Below are 16,948 nucleotides of genomic sequence, written 5' to 3'. Positions count from 1 at the left end.
GATTAAACAAATCTCTGTCCCAGAGACATCCTCAATCTTTTATCCATCTGTCAAGCTCATGTAACCGGAGAAGAACCGAAAAAATAGGTCAAATGATGACAAAAGAAATGTGTCCTAAATCTTAGGCTGACACGCTTTGGGGCAAAATGTATGATACGCCCCGTTTTGCAAGTGAAAAATCCAAATAACGGAGTTGGTTTGCGCTAATGATGAAATGGTCTCCCCCTCCCACTAAACGGCGTCATCTGCGCCAAAATAGAAAGTAATTCTATTTGAATGTATAAGGAGAAGACCATGATTAAGCGAACAACAATAGGAATCGATCTAGCAAAAAATAGCTTCTATTTCGTAGTTCTTAATGAGCACGGAAAGAGAATAACTCGAAAAAAACTTACTAGAAATCAGGTACTACCATACTTAGCAAATTTCGAGCAATCAGTCGTTGCTATGGAAGCATGCTCTTCTGCCCATTATTGGGGACGAGAAATTCAAAAAATGGGACATGAAGTTCAGTTGTTACCTCCTCAACATGTCAAAGGGTATTTGAGAGGCCAGAAAAATGATTACAATGATGCTCAAGCTATAGCGGAAGCGGCACAACATGGGGCGATTCGTCCTGTAGCCATCAAGACCGTTGAACAGCAAGACGAGCAAAGTATTCTTCATATGCGCCGACTTTTAATTGTTGAAAGAACAAGGTTGATTAATCATATTCGTGGTCTTCTAAGTGAATACGGAATCGTTATTGCGAAAAGTGCAGCCGCAGTTAGAAAGGAAATCCCTCTAATATTAGAAGATGCTGGCAATGGATTGACCGATATTTTTCGTCAGTTTCTAAATCGTCAATACTCGAGATTATTAGATATAGAAGAAGAATTACAATTCCATCAGATATATATCGAATCCACGGTCAAAGACGATGATACATGCCAACGATTAATTTCGATGCCAGGAATTGGTTCTATTGTAAGTATCTCTTTAAAATCCTGGATTGGCGACGGAAAACAGTTTAAGCGTGGTCGGGATGCTTCGGCAGCTTTAGGATTAGTTCCTAGGCAAAATAGTACAGGTGGGAAAACGGTTTTACTTGGAATCAGTAAACGTGGAAATTCTCATCTTCGCTCCCTTGTTGTCAATGGAGCACGAGCTGTTGTAGCTCACGCTAAAAATAAAATTGACTGTCTCAGTCTTTGGATAAATCGATTAGTCGAACATCGGGGCTTCAATCGTGCAGTGATCGCTTTTGCGAATAAGATGATTAGGATGGCATGGGCAATCGTCACTAAAAAACAGGAATATAGAACAATGGAAAAATTGATAGCTGGCTAACTCTAAAGGCTTTTGTAGAAGCTAACCATATTTGTGTAATTAGCACTGAAGATGAAATACAGGTCAAACCGACGTACCCAAAACCTGATGAATATATCGGACTAAGAATCCGAGCTAATGATAAGTAAGGATGGTACGGGCGATTAATTCATCGAGGTCCGAAGCGTATGCTTCTTAGTACGAGACCGAATATATGACCGCTAACTTGTCCCTTTCATCAAAATGCGACTTGCACAAACGGGGGAGACCATATATGTATTCAGAGTCTATTTGAGACTGCCATTAGTCCCAGCTCTACGATGAGATCCGCGCCAGATTGTCCTCATAAACGTGAAAACACTACTTAAGTTGCTGTTTTGCCCCTCAGGTCTTCAATCTGGTGGTCTGACCGTCTTGTCATCTTTCATTATCATTTGCAAACTTGGTTTAAATTCTTACTTCAAACGGTTTTCGTGTCGCCATAACTGACCAAGATATTCGGGCCAATTTATTAGCCAGTGCCACAACAGCCACATTAAACGGTTTCCTGCGTTTCAATTCAGCTAACCAAGGGCCAAAGTATCGCTCTACTGAGGAATCTCGCCATAGAATTGACCTCGCAGCATGAATGAACAGCTCTCTCAGTTCTTTGTTTCCACGCTTTGAGATACCAAGCATTCGAGGTTTACCCCCTGTTGAATACTGATAAGGTACTAAACCAATCCACGCAGCAAAGTTCCTTCCATTTGAAAAATCTTGTGGATCATTTACCGCCGACAAGCAGCAAGAAGCCGTCATAGGTCCTATGCCAGGAACACTTTGCAATAAGCCCATGAGTTCATTTCCTTCATTAAGCTGTTCAAGTTTCTTCTCTTGCTCTTTTATCCATTGGTTTAAGAGATTGTAATAATCTAATTGCTGTCTTAATTCCTGAATCAAGAGTGGCGGTACAGACTCTTTTTTATCAGCCAACCACTGAAAAAGCCCTTTCATGTAATGATGGCCACGGGGAAAGCTGATACCAAATTCAAGAAGCATAGAACCTATTCGATTCATACAAGCAGTTCGTTCTTTAATATAACCAGACCGGATCCTACGGATTGCTATAGCTACCTGTGCTTGCTCACTCTTTGGCGAAACAAACCTCATCTTAGGTCGCATAGCAGCTTCTGCTATTGCATCAGCATCAATAAAGTCGTTCTTGTTCGTTTTGACGTAAGGCTTTACATATTGTGCAGGGAGCAGCTTAACTTGATGACCATATTCCTGACATTTTCGAGCAAACCAATGGCACCCTCCGCATGACTCCATTGCTACGATAACTGGCTCATGAACCGAGAGTAATTGCAGTGTTTTCTGCCTGGTTAATTTTTTGCGGAAAGTCTCTCGACCAGATAAATCGTGGCCGACAAGATGAAAAACATGTTTTGCTAAGTCGATGCCGATAATATGTGTGTTGAGCATGATGGTCACCTTTTCCCTTTCCTCAATACTATCGAGTTTAGTGGAATGGAGGGGCGTACCATCTAATTAATGTTTCAGCCAGATCAAGCTGACTCGAAGATGGACAAAAGTGAGCCAGAAACTTTGCTTATATACTGATTAGCGTATAATATTTAAATATACTCTATGGCGTATATATTGCGTAATATCTCCATTTCTAACTGAGGGGGACAGAATGCTAGTTAATACACCGAAAGCCATCGGCAGTGCGATACGCGAAGCTCGGAAGGAAAGTGGTTTAAAGCAAACCGATCTTGGCCTGCGACAAGCAACAGTATCTAGTTTTGAAAGTAACCCTGCAAAATCCACAATAGAAACCCTCTTCAAGTTTCTATCAATAAACGGGCTAGAAATGCATATTGTGCCAAAAGGCACAAACATTACTGAAGCTAAAGGGAGCATTGAAGAATGGTGAGTAGCATTATAAGTGAGACTTTCATGCTCATGCTCGATCATTCAAGCAGTAAGCCGCTAGAAATCTTCTAACGGCTTTGTCTCTAACCATTTTCATCTTTCTCGGTTCGTAAAATCCGACCCGCACTTTAAGAACCACATCCAAAACACGTTTGGGCAGAATGTTTATGCCCAAACAGGCTGAAACGGAGATGGACAGAAATGAGTTAAGTACAAAGCGCTAACTCGGCCTTTAGGTCAAAAGACAGGGCTGATTTAACATTTATACTTGTCTAACAAACGTTGTGAGACAAAATACACATTACCTTTAGCTCTTGTACAAGCCACGTATAGCTTATTTAACGTCGAGGGTGCCAAAGTAGCCAATCGCCCTTTTGTATAGGCTGTGTATGTGGTCTGGTTTAGAACTATGCAGATATCAGCGAAGTCATCCAAGCCTTTTGTATTTCCCCAATTGTCAGTCCTTCCAACGTACTTGTAGCTTTCTTTAAAAAACAATTTAACGATGGAATCGTCGGAGAATAACCTCTCAATTTGTTCAGTATCGTCAATTAGGGCAATATTAACCTCATCTTGTCGATGGGAGCTTATTATGATGCCAATTTGCTCGGTAACAAATCTGCAAACTGTTGGGCTACATCTATGACTGTGGGAGAGTGTATCTAAGTCGATTGTGTATCCTGCATCTTTTAACTTGGTAAGATATGCTTCATAGTTGTTATGTAGATTTTTTTGAATATTACCATCTCGGCTAGTATCAAAAGTATGTTGGAAAAAGTCACCAACGAATAATACCTCCACATCCATATTCGAGAACTGACAAAGTAAGTTGAAGTCATTAGCTGCGAAATCTTGAACTTCATCTACGCAGAAGAAATCAAAGTACTTTTTAATACGCCTAGTAATGTCAGACACACCATCACAATCAATCATCATCTTCGCAATACGATTATGGTAAAGTCGGTCTGCTTGACTAGCGTAATGCCCATGAGTGTTGCGTTTCGCAAATCTAGGTGGTTCACTATAGCTAACCCCTTTTATCTTCATGTCGTTACCAACTATTGGTCGCACGCAAAACGATAAGAGGAATGAGAAATAGGTATAAACACGTACACCTTTAGGCATGACCCCAAATTTGCTTAAAATTCGTTTCTTAAGATTAGTAGTATTATTAACTGTGTAAGTAACAATCAGCGCACGACTATTTATGTCCAATTTATCAATTATATGTTGTGTTTTGCCCGATCCTGCGACTGCTAGTACTACTCGCTTATCCATTCAATAGCCTCTCTAATGTAAGGAGGTACCGTGATTTCATTCGCCTTCTCGTCAAGTAACCTAAATGCTGCGGTAGTTTTGTTCTTCAGCATATACTCTTGCGGCTTTAATTGAATCTTTCCTCCTGAAAACAAGTCGTCGCAGATTTCTTTATTATCTTGATACATGCATATTTCAAAAGTTGTCCTTGTGTTATCTGTGTCAGCACATACAACTATGCAATTTGCCTGATAATCATGATAATTATCTACACAGTTTTTCTGATAGTCACTATCATTATCACGGATCACCGCTGTCCTAATGCTCAGCAGCTTAGAAACTTCCATATATCGTTTAAAGCTAGTACCGCCAACTGATATGATATGGACGCCATCCTCGCTTGGTGGATGACCTTTAGTACGCTCGTATAAGCACTCCATTAGAATATATTCCGCGTCACCCTCAACAAGAATGACTTTTTCAGAAAGGACATGCTCTAGGATGTTATGATTAGGAGCTTTAGCAAAAAACTTAGCTGTCTCCTTAGTGAGGTCTGTCAGGGTAGCTGGTTTGGTGGCTGCACTATTCAGTAAGATCGAATTTCTTAAGTCTAACCTTGAGCTGATTAGGCTGCTATGAGTAGCAATTATGACCTGATTATCATGAGCTTTCTCTACCTGACCAATTAGCTTATACATGCTGGTGTGGCTAAGGTGATTCTCAGGTTCTTCTAATAATAAGACATCTATTGTCTTGCCTTCATCACGCTCTCTCAATGCGAATGCAGTCTTAATAAAGCATTGTTTTCCCTTACCACGGTTTTCAATGGGTATCCCTTCTTCTGTAAGGGTGAGATCAGTTTCCAAATTGAACTTTGAGCCGGAGCGGATAGCAAAATCGTACCCTTCTAAATCATCATTGATCACATTTAGTTTAGTATCCCTGAAGGCATTTTTTTGCTGTCTATATTCATTCATTAGACTGTAACGGATAGGTTGATCCACGGTCGCTTCATACATGGCTTTTACATACTGACTATTTGCGTACTCGTTGTTTATTTGAGTGCTGTCAATAGACAAAAAGCGCAAAAACTTCCGATAACTGGAGTATGCGTCCCCACTGAAAGTAATAAATTTGGAGACGTAAAATTCGAATGGAAAGTTATCACCTTCAGCATCCAAAACTTGCCGTATCTCCGCGCTTAAATCTTCGTTCGGCTCACAGATCAATTGAAGCCCATCAGCATAAGTTCCATCACTGTTGTTTCTACCGTTGAGGTCTGGGTTATCTGCGTCGTTTAGAAATAATTCAATATGAAGGCTAGGAAGGAGGTCTATATTTTTCTCACCCGCGAGAAATTCTGAAACAGCACTGGCATTAAGCAAAGCTTCAACCCCCAAGCTTTCTACCTTGCTTCTACTGCCACTCAATACAAGCTCAATAGCCGTTAATATAGTGCTCTTTCCTGCTTCATTATCTCCAACCAGAATGTTTCTTTTTGGATCAAAATAGATCTCATACTCACGGAATTTCTTAAAGTTTTTGATTTTTGCCTTCAAAATATGCGTCATTACAGTGCTCGCCTAATGATGGAAATTATTAACTAAAATATTGTATAGACTTCATAGTGATAGGAATGCAGTTGCAATCACGAGTTACAACTTTGATAGGAACAAAGATGGGCCAACGGGTAAGGATTTCTTACCTGTTGCTAGCACGTTTTGGGGCAAACACTTCTTAAGATTAGTTCACCTTATTTGCCAATGTCTTTGTCTTCTTTTTGTCTCGAACCCAAAGAACAGAACCATTCGTCTTTTTCATTTCAAAAAGGTCTATTGCTTGAAAAAGGTCACTTAGCTTTTTAAATCCGTAGTTTCTTTGATCAAATGAAGCGTGATTGGATATATGCGTACCTATAGGACCGAGCATCGCCCACCCGTCATCGTCTCCCACAGCTTCTATGGCTTGTCTTAAGAGGTTAATTAGGCGCGTATCACCTTTGATACTTCTAGTTTGTTTCTGTACTGGTTGTTCTTCCTTTTCATCGTCTAGATATAAGAAACGTGAACAACTATTTACAAATGGCAAAGCAGCTTTACGCTCGCCAAAACCGATAACAAATTTTCCATCCGCAAGTGCTCTTGTAACTAATGGAGTAAAATCACTATCAGACGAAACTAAGCATATAACATCAATATCTTTAGTATACAGTATGTCCATCACGTCTATGACTAATGCCATATCTGTAGCGTTTTTGCCTTTTGTAAGATCAAACTGCTGAATGGGCTGAATTGCAAACTCGTGGAGAACTTCTTGCCAAGACTTTAGAGTGGGATTCGTCCAGTTTCCGTATGCTTTCCTTATATTAACTACACCGTATCGTGCTAACTCTGATAGGACCTTATCTATTTTTGGGGCGGGTGCATTATCAGCATCTATGAACAATGCGATTTTCTCTTTTTCTTGCATACAGTTCTCGTACTAAATCAGTGGCATATTCTAGGTTTATAGCATTACAAAAATTTAGGCAATAACGAAGCATGAAAAGTGATACGAGAAACAATGCCAAATTGAAAAGGAGCAGAAATGTTTCAGCCAGACCTGACTGAAACGAAGATGGACATAAACACGTTAGAGTATGTATCCTAACCTAACGTGCTAAATTTGGATTAGAAAAAAGTATCTTGAAACATTAAACGTTTGTATGGCATCTTTTAGTACAACTCCCGATTACCCAATTTAACGAAATCATCGTGAGCTTTTATAAATGCAGGGATTAGACTGTTAATCTCTTTTGCATCTTCTTTTATGTGGTTTGGTATTGGTTCAAAGGCAAGGTTATCCGGACGTACTGAACGCATTTTGTACGTTGGCGCTATTGTTACCGTGTTGCCAGCAATAGTTATCCCTAATTTTTCTGCTGCTGCGTAAAGCGTCTTATGCTTCTTTCTAAGTTTACTATTGGAAAACTCATAGTCGGGCTTATACCAAGTGTCTACATATCTAGATAAAGGTCGCCAATAATCTTCGGAGAACTGTGCCAAAAAGTCATGTTGTCTATAAAACTCGGCAACCCCTGTCGTTACAAACATACTTTTATATTGTTCGAATAATTCCAAATCATGGGTATTTACTTTACTGCTCTCATGAGCGATATCTATAACCTTATCCCTAAAGAACCAAAGTGCGGTAATCCCACCAAGTAAAGTTGCAATCGCTAAAATTATTTCCATTTACGCCTCATGGGATACCTAACGCCAAATTGTGTTTATTTGCTCACAATTTGTTTGATTTCTTCAAATGCATTGGAATATTCATCATATTCGACATCATTGTTTTCGAATGTCTCAAACAGACTTAATATACCGACTAACTGTTGCATTAGCTTGATAATCTTTCGCGCTCTGTTTGTCTTATTTGTGTTAGCATCCTCCCATTCAATAACGTTAACATCGTATGCACGATTCAGATTATCGTAACGACGTTCACGAGTAGATGAGGAAATAATTTTGTTGATAATATCTTGTTGCGTTTGAGGAATCCCTAACAAATACAATAAAGCTATAGGATTTAGATCTAAATCATTCTTCAAACAGCATTGATATATAAATGATTGTTTGCTTATATTTATCTGTTTATGGACGCTTACATCTGCCTCATTCCGGAGGCATTCTTCAAGCAATGAATACATTGCTTGACAATGTTCAAGTACCGAAGGTTCACTGACTAGACTAGGTTCTATGATGGCAGATGAATGAATATGACAAAGAACAATCTCAATAAATACTTGCACTTCTGCTAATAAGGCTTCAAGTGATTGTTCTAAGTTTTGTTCATAGCCCCAATCATTCGGTCTAATTTTCGGTGACAAGTAGTTACGTTTCAAGTCTGGAATTCTAGTGTGTATTAAATTCAGCGCTTTTTCAGATTCTTTTAAAACCTCGATATTCAATTTCTCTTTAACAGTTTCTTTTTTAGATACTTTGGCTTTATTCCAAAGATTAAATATCACACTGTGAGTTATTGACAGTTCTGTTTTTTCTTTTCGTTCAAACAAGTATTCAACATGCTTTTTCACCTCAAGAATTGCAGGAGTCATATCTGGAATATGTACTATTCCAACCTCCTTTCTTGGAGCAATTAAAGCTAAAAAGTCTGATAAGTCCCTTTCATCAATAGCTTTAATAAACTTTCCCGTTTCTGGGTTTAACATTTGAGACCTTACTCGTAGCTCTTTAGCCATACAATTACCTCTAAAGTCTGATAAAAACATAACGCTCGGTTAAGGGGCTAACAGCGCATTACACAAAACCCCAAATAGCACCTTAACCACTAAAACCAATTTGAACTAAAACCGCCAAGCGTTGGTAGTCCCTCTTGAACCGTTTATTATGTGTAGTTTTTATGCAGGTTACTCCAACAGAAATATGATATAAACAATTGTTAATCATCTTTCGCCATAGCACGTTGATAACCATACCAACTTTCCATATCGCCAACACTCCCAATATCAAAGCGTTTCTCGATGTAAATTAGAAAGTAGTCATAAGCTTCGTCAGACGCTAACAATAGAGTATCTTCAACGTGACCAGCCGTCACAAAAAATCTGCCATTCTTTTCTTCGCATTTGAACAAGCCTACATCGTCACGATCTGATACCGCTTGATAAAGCGCGTATACCTCTTCAAATCCGTCTGGATCTGCTGCGTCTACCCATGAGTCGAAATCAGTAGTTGTTGACATAATAACCCCTTTTTATTGTAATGGTGTTTTACTCGACATTACTGATATAGGGGACGGTATATCATTTCCCAAGGGGTAAGTTGACTTAAATACACATAACGCTTATTAGCCGACAGATCTCTGTCTTTATTCTTACATAATGCACTCTTAGCCATACCGTATCAATTAATAATCAATAAGTTAAATCACTTTAAGGGATACTAAGCTGCAAAATGTCACCTAAAAATGGGAATGCTAGTTTGTTAATTCAATCGGATAAGTTTGAGTAGGAAAAAATCAGGTTAACAATATATGACCGAGTAAAAGGTCTAACGGATAGAGGGGCACAAATGAGTCAGCTCAGATCAAGCTGACTCGAAGATGGGCAGAAATTAGCAATTCATAGATAGCTAGAGGTATGACAGGTCACTTCCTCTAAAGTCCAATATTTTTGCCTGAGTCCAAGCCTATTTCTTCGTACTCAAGATCGAAGAAATTGTTATTTGAAAGTTTTGCTCTTCTCAATATAATCTTAGGTAAGCTTTTATTGCGGCTTTCATTCAAAGTAGAGATAATGCTTTGTACTAGTTTAATCGTACTTTCTGGAAACCTGTAACCAACAGTAATACTTTTAACATAAGCAGCAGCATGACTTGAGCGCTTTGGATAGGGCAGCTTTTCATAATAAACCTTATCTCTTTTATATCCAAATAATCTTACTTCTTTCTCGTAATTCCAGTCTTTGTTTTTAATTAACATATACTGGTTAAAAAGATACTTATCTTTTTCCATAAATCTTTCTTCTGCGTGAAGATATTGTATTTTTTCTATCCCAACCCCTTCAGGTAGATTGCCTTCAAAGCAATATTCAATCATCAAGCCAGTGTGATTCTCAGCATAATGAGACCACATGAGCATTGAGTTTTCATTGTGTGAAAATGAACTCAACCGAAAGTTAGGTCTAAGTACAACAAACTCTTTATCCTTGGTTAGATCTTCGTATGGAAGCTCAAGTGGATCATTTAGTTGTTCTGCTGATGCTAGATAAAAATACCCATTAACTAAAGCATCCAATGTGAAGTTGTTGAAAGGGTAATACTTGAATAGTGAATTACCATTGTCATGCAAAAACACATGAGGCAAGAAGCCTTCGGTTAAACTTTGATTGAATAGCTCAACATAGCTTTCATATTGTTCTTTATCAATCGAGTTACCAGACTTATGCAAGCAGTAGAGATAGTTATTAATAATAGTATTGTTTTTTTCTCCACTAGATAGCATTGCCTCCAATGCAAGTTTGGAGTGTTCTAATGCAGAGTTCCAATCACCAATGTGTTCAAAGCATACTCCAAGTAGATTATTAACAGACATCGTCGGTTTTAAACCAGAGAGAATATTCAATGCTTCTCTGTATTCGCCTTTGTCCATTAAAAGACCAGCTATTACTTCTGGTGCTAGCTGCTCGTTTCTAACGGACTTTAACTTATACTCAACTTGCTTCCTATGCCAACGTTCCTTTAGTCCCTGTAGATTATCAACCAAAGAATTGTATAAGTAGTGACTGATTAGACACTCATGACTAAGATTCGCTTTAATGTCTTTATATAAAGCGTAATGTGTTAACTCATGTAATTCATCTCGCTTAACAAGTAGAGATTCGAGCTTGTTAATATTCTTCAGAATCAAATATACAAGGTATAAAGAGAGCGACAGCTTCTCATCTTCTGAGCGAATATCACCAAAGTAGTTATTACTATTAATATCCTTCTCAAAATCGTCTCTTAATGGTAAACCGAGATAAAGAGAAGATATCAAATGATATAATTTTAAAACGTTTGGCGAGAAATGATGTTTGTCTTTTTTACATTTACCTTCAACTAAATCAATTACGTCATTATATGCATTTGCTTCGAATGCATACTTAATTATCATTTCTTGAGTTGGGTTAGCTTGACCTTTCTTAGCCTCTTTCTTAATCTCTTCATAAGCCAGTTCAGCAGTGCCTACTAATTTTACTCTTTCATAATAACTTATTTTGCTTAAAAATGTTTCTTCATCTATATGCCCGTGGATTTGATATAACTTAACAACTTCTCGAGATGCATAGTCTTCAGACATAAGAAGGTTAACACCATTATCAAACAATCCGAGGTGAAAATAACAGATTAATAGGATATCATTTTGATGTTCGATTCTTTCATCTAAGCAAATAGATTTTAGAAGTTTCCAATCGTTTTGACTAAATTCAGCTTCTACCAAGTAAGTTGGATAAACTGAATACATTTTATTTGTTATCTTTTGAAATTCTTCCAACTTGTAGTCAATGACAATACTTTGGAAAAAGTGTCGGGGGTCATGCGTTGAACAATACAACCCCCAATACGAATGTGAATTAGTTTCTGAGAACTTCAATGCTAGTTCATAGTAGTATGTTGGAATGTCACGATCTGTTCTTTCTTCGAAAAGTTTAAATGCAACATCTCCCAAGTAATTGTAAGCGGAAGCTAGTTCGCCTTTGATAGCTAAAATCTCTTTAAAGGCAGTGTCCGTAGTTTTTCCTTTGCTCTCTAACAAAAAATAGTACAAACCAAGATTGGACTCATCCTCGTCCCACGAATCACTTTTGCTCAAGTATTCTAATCGAGAAAATCGTTTATATTTGAAGTCTTGTTTTACTTGAGAGTCCATAAGTCACCTAAAAACTGTAATAAAAACGAGGATATACGATTTCAAATAAATGTTTCAATCTTATACTCCTTAATACTCACTTTTTGATTGATTTTCTACACTGAGAATTAATTGTATGAGCAAGTTCGTCAACTAAGTGATAGATGGCAGTCATTATGACTACATTCTTACTTCGCATAAATTATCATAGGGTAAACACGCATTCACAGGATGCGTGTGAGTAAAAACTCTAGCTCGAAAAGGGGCAAATTCGTGTTACCAATGGCGTCAGTCGTGACTCTGCACGCATGACCAAAAGCATGGGAAACTCTATATACGTGGCCAGTTTTAGTTAATCACTACAAGATGTCTGGAACATCTTGACCAGAATAGTGGCCCCTAACTGGCTTAAGGTTTTAGCTTGGGTTTATCTTGGTAGGGTCATAGGGGCGGTGTGTGTCTTGATTCTAAAAGCCGACCAGATTTCAGCGTGATTTGATAGGTATCTACTGAAGAAAGACAAAGAGTAGACGTGATTGTGAAGCTCTAATATCGGTCTTTAGCATGATAAAAGCGAGTAGCCAAATAAAATGGTTCTCGCTTTTTTAATCAATTACCACGTTCGATTCGAGATAAAAATTACCCAGTAAACTCTTCAGAATCGGGACGATTGGTAAACTGCACACCATTTAAGAAGTCGCACAGCAGTTGGTCTTCACACTGTTTGTAGTTCTTGTTGTTTGGCTTGCGGAAATACGCACCAATTTCGTATTTACTTAAACTAGTACCAACCACTTCTAATACGTCCAACACATCTTCTGCTTTCATGTCTAGCGCAATGCGCAGCTTCATGAGAATCATGTTGTTGGTCAACGTGACTTCTGGCTTAGGTTGCTCGCCGTCTTTTTTTCCTCGCTTGAGGTTAATAAAGCCATTTAAGAATACCGCTAACTCTTGATCCTTCATCTTAACGCAAGATTTGTCGCTTTCATCTTTTAACCAGTTTGCCACTTTATCGTGAGCCACAGTGACTTCGGCCTGCCCGAAAGCTTTCATTATCTGCGCGTTTTTAAGGTTTAACGCGTGTTGGATACGACGTAAAATTTCGTTGTTAGTCACTAGGGATTCCTAAAATGAGTTCTAAGGGTGAATAAAAATCCATCAATGACATGCGATCTGTGAGTGTCTTTATTCAATAGCGTAGTTGACGGTGACTCTAACAGAGAACACGTTTCTTCGGTAGGTTAAAAAATAGAAATAAGACGGCCTATTCGAACTAGTTGGCTATTCAATATTTACTATGCGTTGCGTTTAGTGTTTAAGGTGCTCTTCAGCGGCTTTGGTATTGCGTTGATTATACACTTTAATATGACGTTATGTTCTAGGAGGGTATTTGACAATAGTATCTAAAAAATGCGGAATATTATCAGTGGGGCGAGCAGCGTGATGGTTGGCATTTGGTAAAGTTAAGAAGGGTCTTAGTGTAATCCAAGAACTAGTACCTGCGGGTTGTAGTCAAGTCAGGTACGTCACTGTAACAAGTTCACTCGATTACTGCCTCTTCCTAACTGGTTTTACTGATCCGAACCAACAGCTTTAGACACTACGTTAAGTGAGTTCAAAATACTTCTCTTCTGTCCCTAATAGATTTTAGAGTGGTCAGGATTTAGATATAGGTAAATACGGCCTTACATATTCATTGTTGTTCAACAGTTCAATGCCCTCAAATCTATATCCACTTGCTGTTTTTTCAACTATCTCCGATATATCTCGCTCATTTTCTTCATATCCACATTTGATATAAAAATTATTTAATGAACCAATAATTATCGTCATATGATCTTCACAAAAATCTATTGTTACTTTGTTATCTTTCAAAATTTGATTAAACAAAATTCTGTCTTTTTCAATCTCAAAGTCTAGATCTAGGCTTGATATCTTACTGCTAATACGAGATTTACTGTCTCTTATCTCGAACTCAATTTTTTCTTTTGCCTGCCACTGTTTGTCGTACTGTTCCCTCCAGCTTCTATCTTTAGGGTATTCAACTATAAGTTCTTGAATTTTTGTTAATTTCTTTAGCACTTGATTAAGCTTTTCTTCAAGATGAGCAGTATCAATTGCACGTTCTTCATCATACTTAAGTGCTCGTAGAACGTTATAAACTTTATTTTGTGCAAGATAGTAATTAATGTTTTTCGCAGTACATCTATTGGTCTTCCTTTTATTATTACACTTTAAATACTGGCCCGCCGACGGTGAAATCGCTTTTCTACTCGCATAAGCCATCGTATAACCGCATTTTTCAAGACCAGTGTGTCCTTCGCTGTTTTGTCTTCTAAGCAAGCAACCACATTTGCCAATATTTACAAACACGTTTCTAAATACATCACCGCTTCCACCCGTACTAGCATGAATTCTCTTCTGTGCCGCGTAGTAGATTTTTTCATCTACAATAGCCGGATAGTATTGCTCATCGTTTAGCAAACCGATTACATTCGGGTTTCTAATCAGCAAATTCACTGTAGACTCTGAGAGTTCACTATTCTGTGAAGACTTAACAAGCACACCTGAATCGTCATATTTATATCGCTGGATTTGTCTACTTTGAAAATGCTTTACAATTTTCTTAGCTCCAAAGTTATGCCTTAACTTTAAGTCAAAAATTGTTCTTACAATTTCTGCATTCTCTTCAATTACAGTGTACGACTTTAAGTCAGGCGTTCGAGCTAACCAAAAAGGTCCTTTAGCATTTGATTTCTTTCCAGTATTTTCCATTAATCTTCGACTAGCTTTGATCCTAGCACTCTTTAATGAGGACTCTTGATTCGCTAAATACATCCCGATTTCTAAAAGCATTCGTGCTGAGACACCTTCGATACCTGCCATTTTTTCTTCAAAAACTAAGTTCCACTTAGTAATTGCTATTTTTACTCCTGCATCCAAAATAGTTTGAAATTTTTTGCGTACAAAATCTGTATCTGCTCGGCTAAACCTATCTATCAATTCGATGACAATTAAATCTCCTTTGGCAATCACCCCGTTTTTTATATCATCCATCAAAACTCCAAGCTGTCCCTTGTTAAAATTCGCAGCGGTATAAGCACTTTTACCTCGGTCTTCGTACACTTGCCCCCTGACGAATCCAGCTTGCCCCATCGCAATAAGTTGCTTATTGTACTGTTGAATCCAAAGCTCACTACCCTGTTCTTGTCTCTGTATACCATGCCCTTCAACGGCTTGAATCTCTTTGCTCACTCGATGATATAAATGATATCGATTCAATTTGGTGTTCCTTAATCTAGATCTATAAATGTAGCCTATCATACATTTATCTTTCGCCAACTGCGGATTGCCATATCACATCGGTGGAGACATCAAAGAACGCGGCAATCTTCTGCTTCAAACGCCAGAGAGTTTCTTAGCTCGCTTTAACGTTGATGTTCGCGTAATGAATGAAGTGCTCCGCATTAATCGCGCAGAAAAAACCATTACTGTGCGTAATCTTCTCGATCAAACTGAATACACAGAAAGCTATGATTTTCTGCTTCTAAGCCCAGGTGCGGGTCCGATTGTTCCGCCAATTCCGGGGTTAGATAACCCATTGACGCATTCACTGCGCAATATTCCAGATATGGATAAAATTATCCAAACCATTAATACCAACCAAGTTGATCACGCAACAGTTGTGGGTGGTGGTTTTATCGGTTTGGAAATGATGGAAGCGTTCCACCAGCTAGGCATTAAAACCACGCTGTTAGAAATGGCAGACCAAGTGATGACGCCAGTAGACCGTGAAATGGCTGGTTTTGCTCACGCAGAAATTCGTGCAAAAGGTATCGATTTACGACTTAGCACAGCACTTAAAGCCGTTGAGTTCAAACCTACAACTGCACTAGCAAGCATGGATTCGGGTCAGAAAGAACACCAACACATTAATGGTGAACTTGAGTTGACGCTAAGCGATGGCGATACACTCACCACTGATATTCTGATCATGGCGATTGGTGTGCGTCCTGAAACTAAATTAGCTTCAGAAGCGGGTCTGCAAATTGGTGAGCTTGGTGGTATTTACACCAATGAATACATGCAAACCAGCGATCCATCTATTTATGCGGTCGGTGATGCTATCGAAGAGAAAGACTTCGTCACTGGTCAACAAACCATGGTTCCTCTAGCAGGACCTGCAAACCGTCAAGGCCGTATGGCAGCAGATAACATGCTTGGTCGCAGCGAAACTTACCAAGGTACTCAAGGTACTGCGATTTGTAAGATCTTTGACCTAGCGGTGGCTTCAACTGGTAAAAACGAGAAGCAACTAAAACGTGACGGAGTTGAGTACGAAAAAGTGTACGTACACACCGCCAGCCATGCAAGCTACTACCCTGGCGCTGAAGTGGTATCGTTCAAAATGTTGTTCGATCCAAAATCAGGCAAAATCTTCGGTGCGCAAGCAGTGGGTAAAGATGGTATCGACAAACGTATCGACGTGATGGCTGTTGCTCAACGTGCTGGTATGACAGTAGAACAGCTACAACACTTAGAGCTGACTTACGCGCCACCATACGGCAGTGCGAAAGACGTGATTAACCAAGCGGCATTCGTAGCGAACAACCTAATCAAAGGCGATTCAACCGCAATTCACTTTGATGAGATTGATAACCTAACCGAAGACCAACTGTTGTTAGACGTTCGTAACCCAGGTGAACTACAAAATGGTTACCTACCTGGTGCAGTTAACATTCCTGTTGACCAACTTCGTCAACGTATGGATGAGCTACCAAAAGACAAAGAGATTGTGATCTACTGTCAGGTAGGTCTGCGCGGCAACGTGGCATACCGTCAGCTAGTGAATAACGGCTATAAAGCACGTAACCTACTTGGTGGTTACCGCACTTACCTGTTTGCTAAAGCGTAATAGAACATTAGCTTCTATAAACTAGATAAAGGCCAGCACTTCGGTGCTGGCTTTTTTGTATGAAAAGCACGAATCAGCGTCGAACAACGGCTCGTTTATGGACCAAGATGAGCTAGCCAGATCTGCTAGCTCAGTGGTGGCAGTGGATCCAGCAAGGAA

Annotated in this window: 12 protein-coding genes and 1 pseudogene; 3 read left to right on the top strand and 10 right to left on the bottom strand. The window is 38.9% G+C overall.

Translation table 11 applies throughout. From position 1 onward, the window contains the following. Positions 1-294: 294 nt before the first annotated feature. A complete protein-coding gene (locus ACRQQK_RS01645) occupies positions 295-1,329 on the top strand; it encodes an IS110 family RNA-guided transposase (protein WP_457509743.1) in 1,035 nt (344 codons plus the stop codon). 426 nt (positions 1,330-1,755) lie between these two features. Here the strand turns inward: ACRQQK_RS01645 and ACRQQK_RS01640 are convergent, their stop codons facing one another. Further along, complete coding sequence (locus tag ACRQQK_RS01640; protein ID WP_222789528.1) at positions 1,756-2,772, bottom strand: IS110 family RNA-guided transposase; 1,017 nt, start codon at positions 2,770-2,772, stop codon at positions 1,756-1,758. A 214-nt stretch (positions 2,773-2,986) separates the two neighbouring features. Here ACRQQK_RS01640 and ACRQQK_RS01635 point away from each other — a divergent pair, with 214 nt between their 5' ends. Then, a complete protein-coding gene (locus tag ACRQQK_RS01635; protein ID WP_457509741.1) occupies positions 2,987-3,226 on the top strand; it encodes a helix-turn-helix domain-containing protein in 240 nt (79 codons plus the stop codon). Between the two features lie 254 nt (positions 3,227-3,480). Here the strand turns inward: ACRQQK_RS01635 and ACRQQK_RS01630 are convergent, their stop codons facing one another. From ACRQQK_RS01630 to ACRQQK_RS01590, 9 genes are all read right to left on the bottom strand, one after another. Continuing rightward, the gene (locus ACRQQK_RS01630; RefSeq protein WP_457509739.1) at positions 3,481-4,503 is read right to left on the bottom strand and encodes a hypothetical protein; all 1,023 of its coding nucleotides are present in this window, start codon (positions 4,501-4,503) and stop codon (positions 3,481-3,483) included. Continuing rightward, a complete protein-coding gene (locus tag ACRQQK_RS01625; protein ID WP_457509737.1) occupies positions 4,488-6,053 on the bottom strand; it encodes an ATP-dependent nuclease in 1,566 nt (521 codons plus the stop codon). Before ACRQQK_RS01625 ends, ACRQQK_RS01630 begins: the two co-directional genes overlap by 16 nt. Before the next feature lie 172 nt (positions 6,054-6,225). After that, positions 6,226-6,951: an NYN domain-containing protein gene (locus ACRQQK_RS01620; RefSeq protein ID WP_438053896.1), complete on the bottom strand. Its 726-nt coding sequence runs from the start codon at positions 6,949-6,951 to the stop codon at positions 6,226-6,228. Between the two features lie 245 nt (positions 6,952-7,196). Then, positions 7,197-7,715, bottom strand: a complete 519-nt coding sequence (locus ACRQQK_RS01615; RefSeq protein WP_457509735.1) for a hypothetical protein — start codon at positions 7,713-7,715, stop codon at positions 7,197-7,199. Positions 7,716-7,750: 35 nt separating this feature from the next. Beyond that, positions 7,751-8,725 (bottom strand): hypothetical protein, encoded by a 975-nt coding sequence (locus ACRQQK_RS01610; RefSeq protein WP_457509733.1) that lies wholly within the window; start codon positions 8,723-8,725, stop codon positions 7,751-7,753. A 200-nt stretch (positions 8,726-8,925) separates the two neighbouring features. Then, the gene (locus ACRQQK_RS01605; protein WP_457509731.1) at positions 8,926-9,225 is read right to left on the bottom strand and encodes a hypothetical protein; all 300 of its coding nucleotides are present in this window, start codon (positions 9,223-9,225) and stop codon (positions 8,926-8,928) included. A gap of 414 nt (positions 9,226-9,639) precedes the next feature. Beyond that, a complete protein-coding gene (locus ACRQQK_RS01600) occupies positions 9,640-11,892 on the bottom strand; it encodes a DUF2971 domain-containing protein (RefSeq protein WP_457509729.1) in 2,253 nt (750 codons plus the stop codon). 618 nt (positions 11,893-12,510) lie between these two features. After that, positions 12,511-12,990, bottom strand: a complete 480-nt coding sequence (locus ACRQQK_RS01595; protein WP_020329986.1) for a YehS family protein — start codon at positions 12,988-12,990, stop codon at positions 12,511-12,513. A 540-nt stretch (positions 12,991-13,530) separates the two neighbouring features. Then, positions 13,531-15,156 carry a recombinase family protein gene (locus tag ACRQQK_RS01590; RefSeq protein ID WP_042490435.1) on the bottom strand — a complete coding sequence of 542 codons (1,626 nt, stop codon included), beginning with the start codon at positions 15,154-15,156 and terminating at the stop codon, positions 13,531-13,533. A gap of 43 nt (positions 15,157-15,199) precedes the next feature. On the opposite strand from ACRQQK_RS01590, the pseudogene ACRQQK_RS01585 reads away from it, so the two are divergent. Beyond that, positions 15,200-16,789 (top strand): annotated as a pseudogene (locus tag ACRQQK_RS01585) (FAD-dependent oxidoreductase); the annotation flags it as partial. Positions 16,790-16,948: the final 159 nt, after the last annotated feature.

It is taken from the genome of Vibrio sp. C8, assembly GCF_054051265.1.
This window is presented reverse-complemented; position numbering and strand designations above follow the sequence as displayed.

Coding starts and splice junctions, on each gene's coding strand:
- ACRQQK_RS01645 (WP_457509743.1), top strand. CDS start 295: ATGATTAAGCGAACAACAATAGGAATCGATCTAGCAAAAAATAGCTTC.
- ACRQQK_RS01640 (WP_222789528.1), bottom strand. CDS start 2,772: ATGCTCAACACACATATTATCGGCATCGACTTAGCAAAACATGTTTTT.
- ACRQQK_RS01635 (WP_457509741.1), top strand. CDS start 2,987: ATGCTAGTTAATACACCGAAAGCCATCGGCAGTGCGATACGCGAAGCT.
- ACRQQK_RS01630 (WP_457509739.1), bottom strand. CDS start 4,503: ATGGATAAGCGAGTAGTACTAGCAGTCGCAGGATCGGGCAAAACACAA.
- ACRQQK_RS01625 (WP_457509737.1), bottom strand. CDS start 6,053: ATGACGCATATTTTGAAGGCAAAAATCAAAAACTTTAAGAAATTCCGT.
- ACRQQK_RS01620 (WP_438053896.1), bottom strand. CDS start 6,951: ATGCAAGAAAAAGAGAAAATCGCATTGTTCATAGATGCTGATAATGCA.
- ACRQQK_RS01615 (WP_457509735.1), bottom strand. CDS start 7,715: ATGGAAATAATTTTAGCGATTGCAACTTTACTTGGTGGGATTACCGCA.
- ACRQQK_RS01610 (WP_457509733.1), bottom strand. CDS start 8,725: ATGGCTAAAGAGCTACGAGTAAGGTCTCAAATGTTAAACCCAGAAACG.
- ACRQQK_RS01605 (WP_457509731.1), bottom strand. CDS start 9,225: ATGTCAACAACTACTGATTTCGACTCATGGGTAGACGCAGCAGATCCA.
- ACRQQK_RS01600 (WP_457509729.1), bottom strand. CDS start 11,892: ATGGACTCTCAAGTAAAACAAGACTTCAAATATAAACGATTTTCTCGA.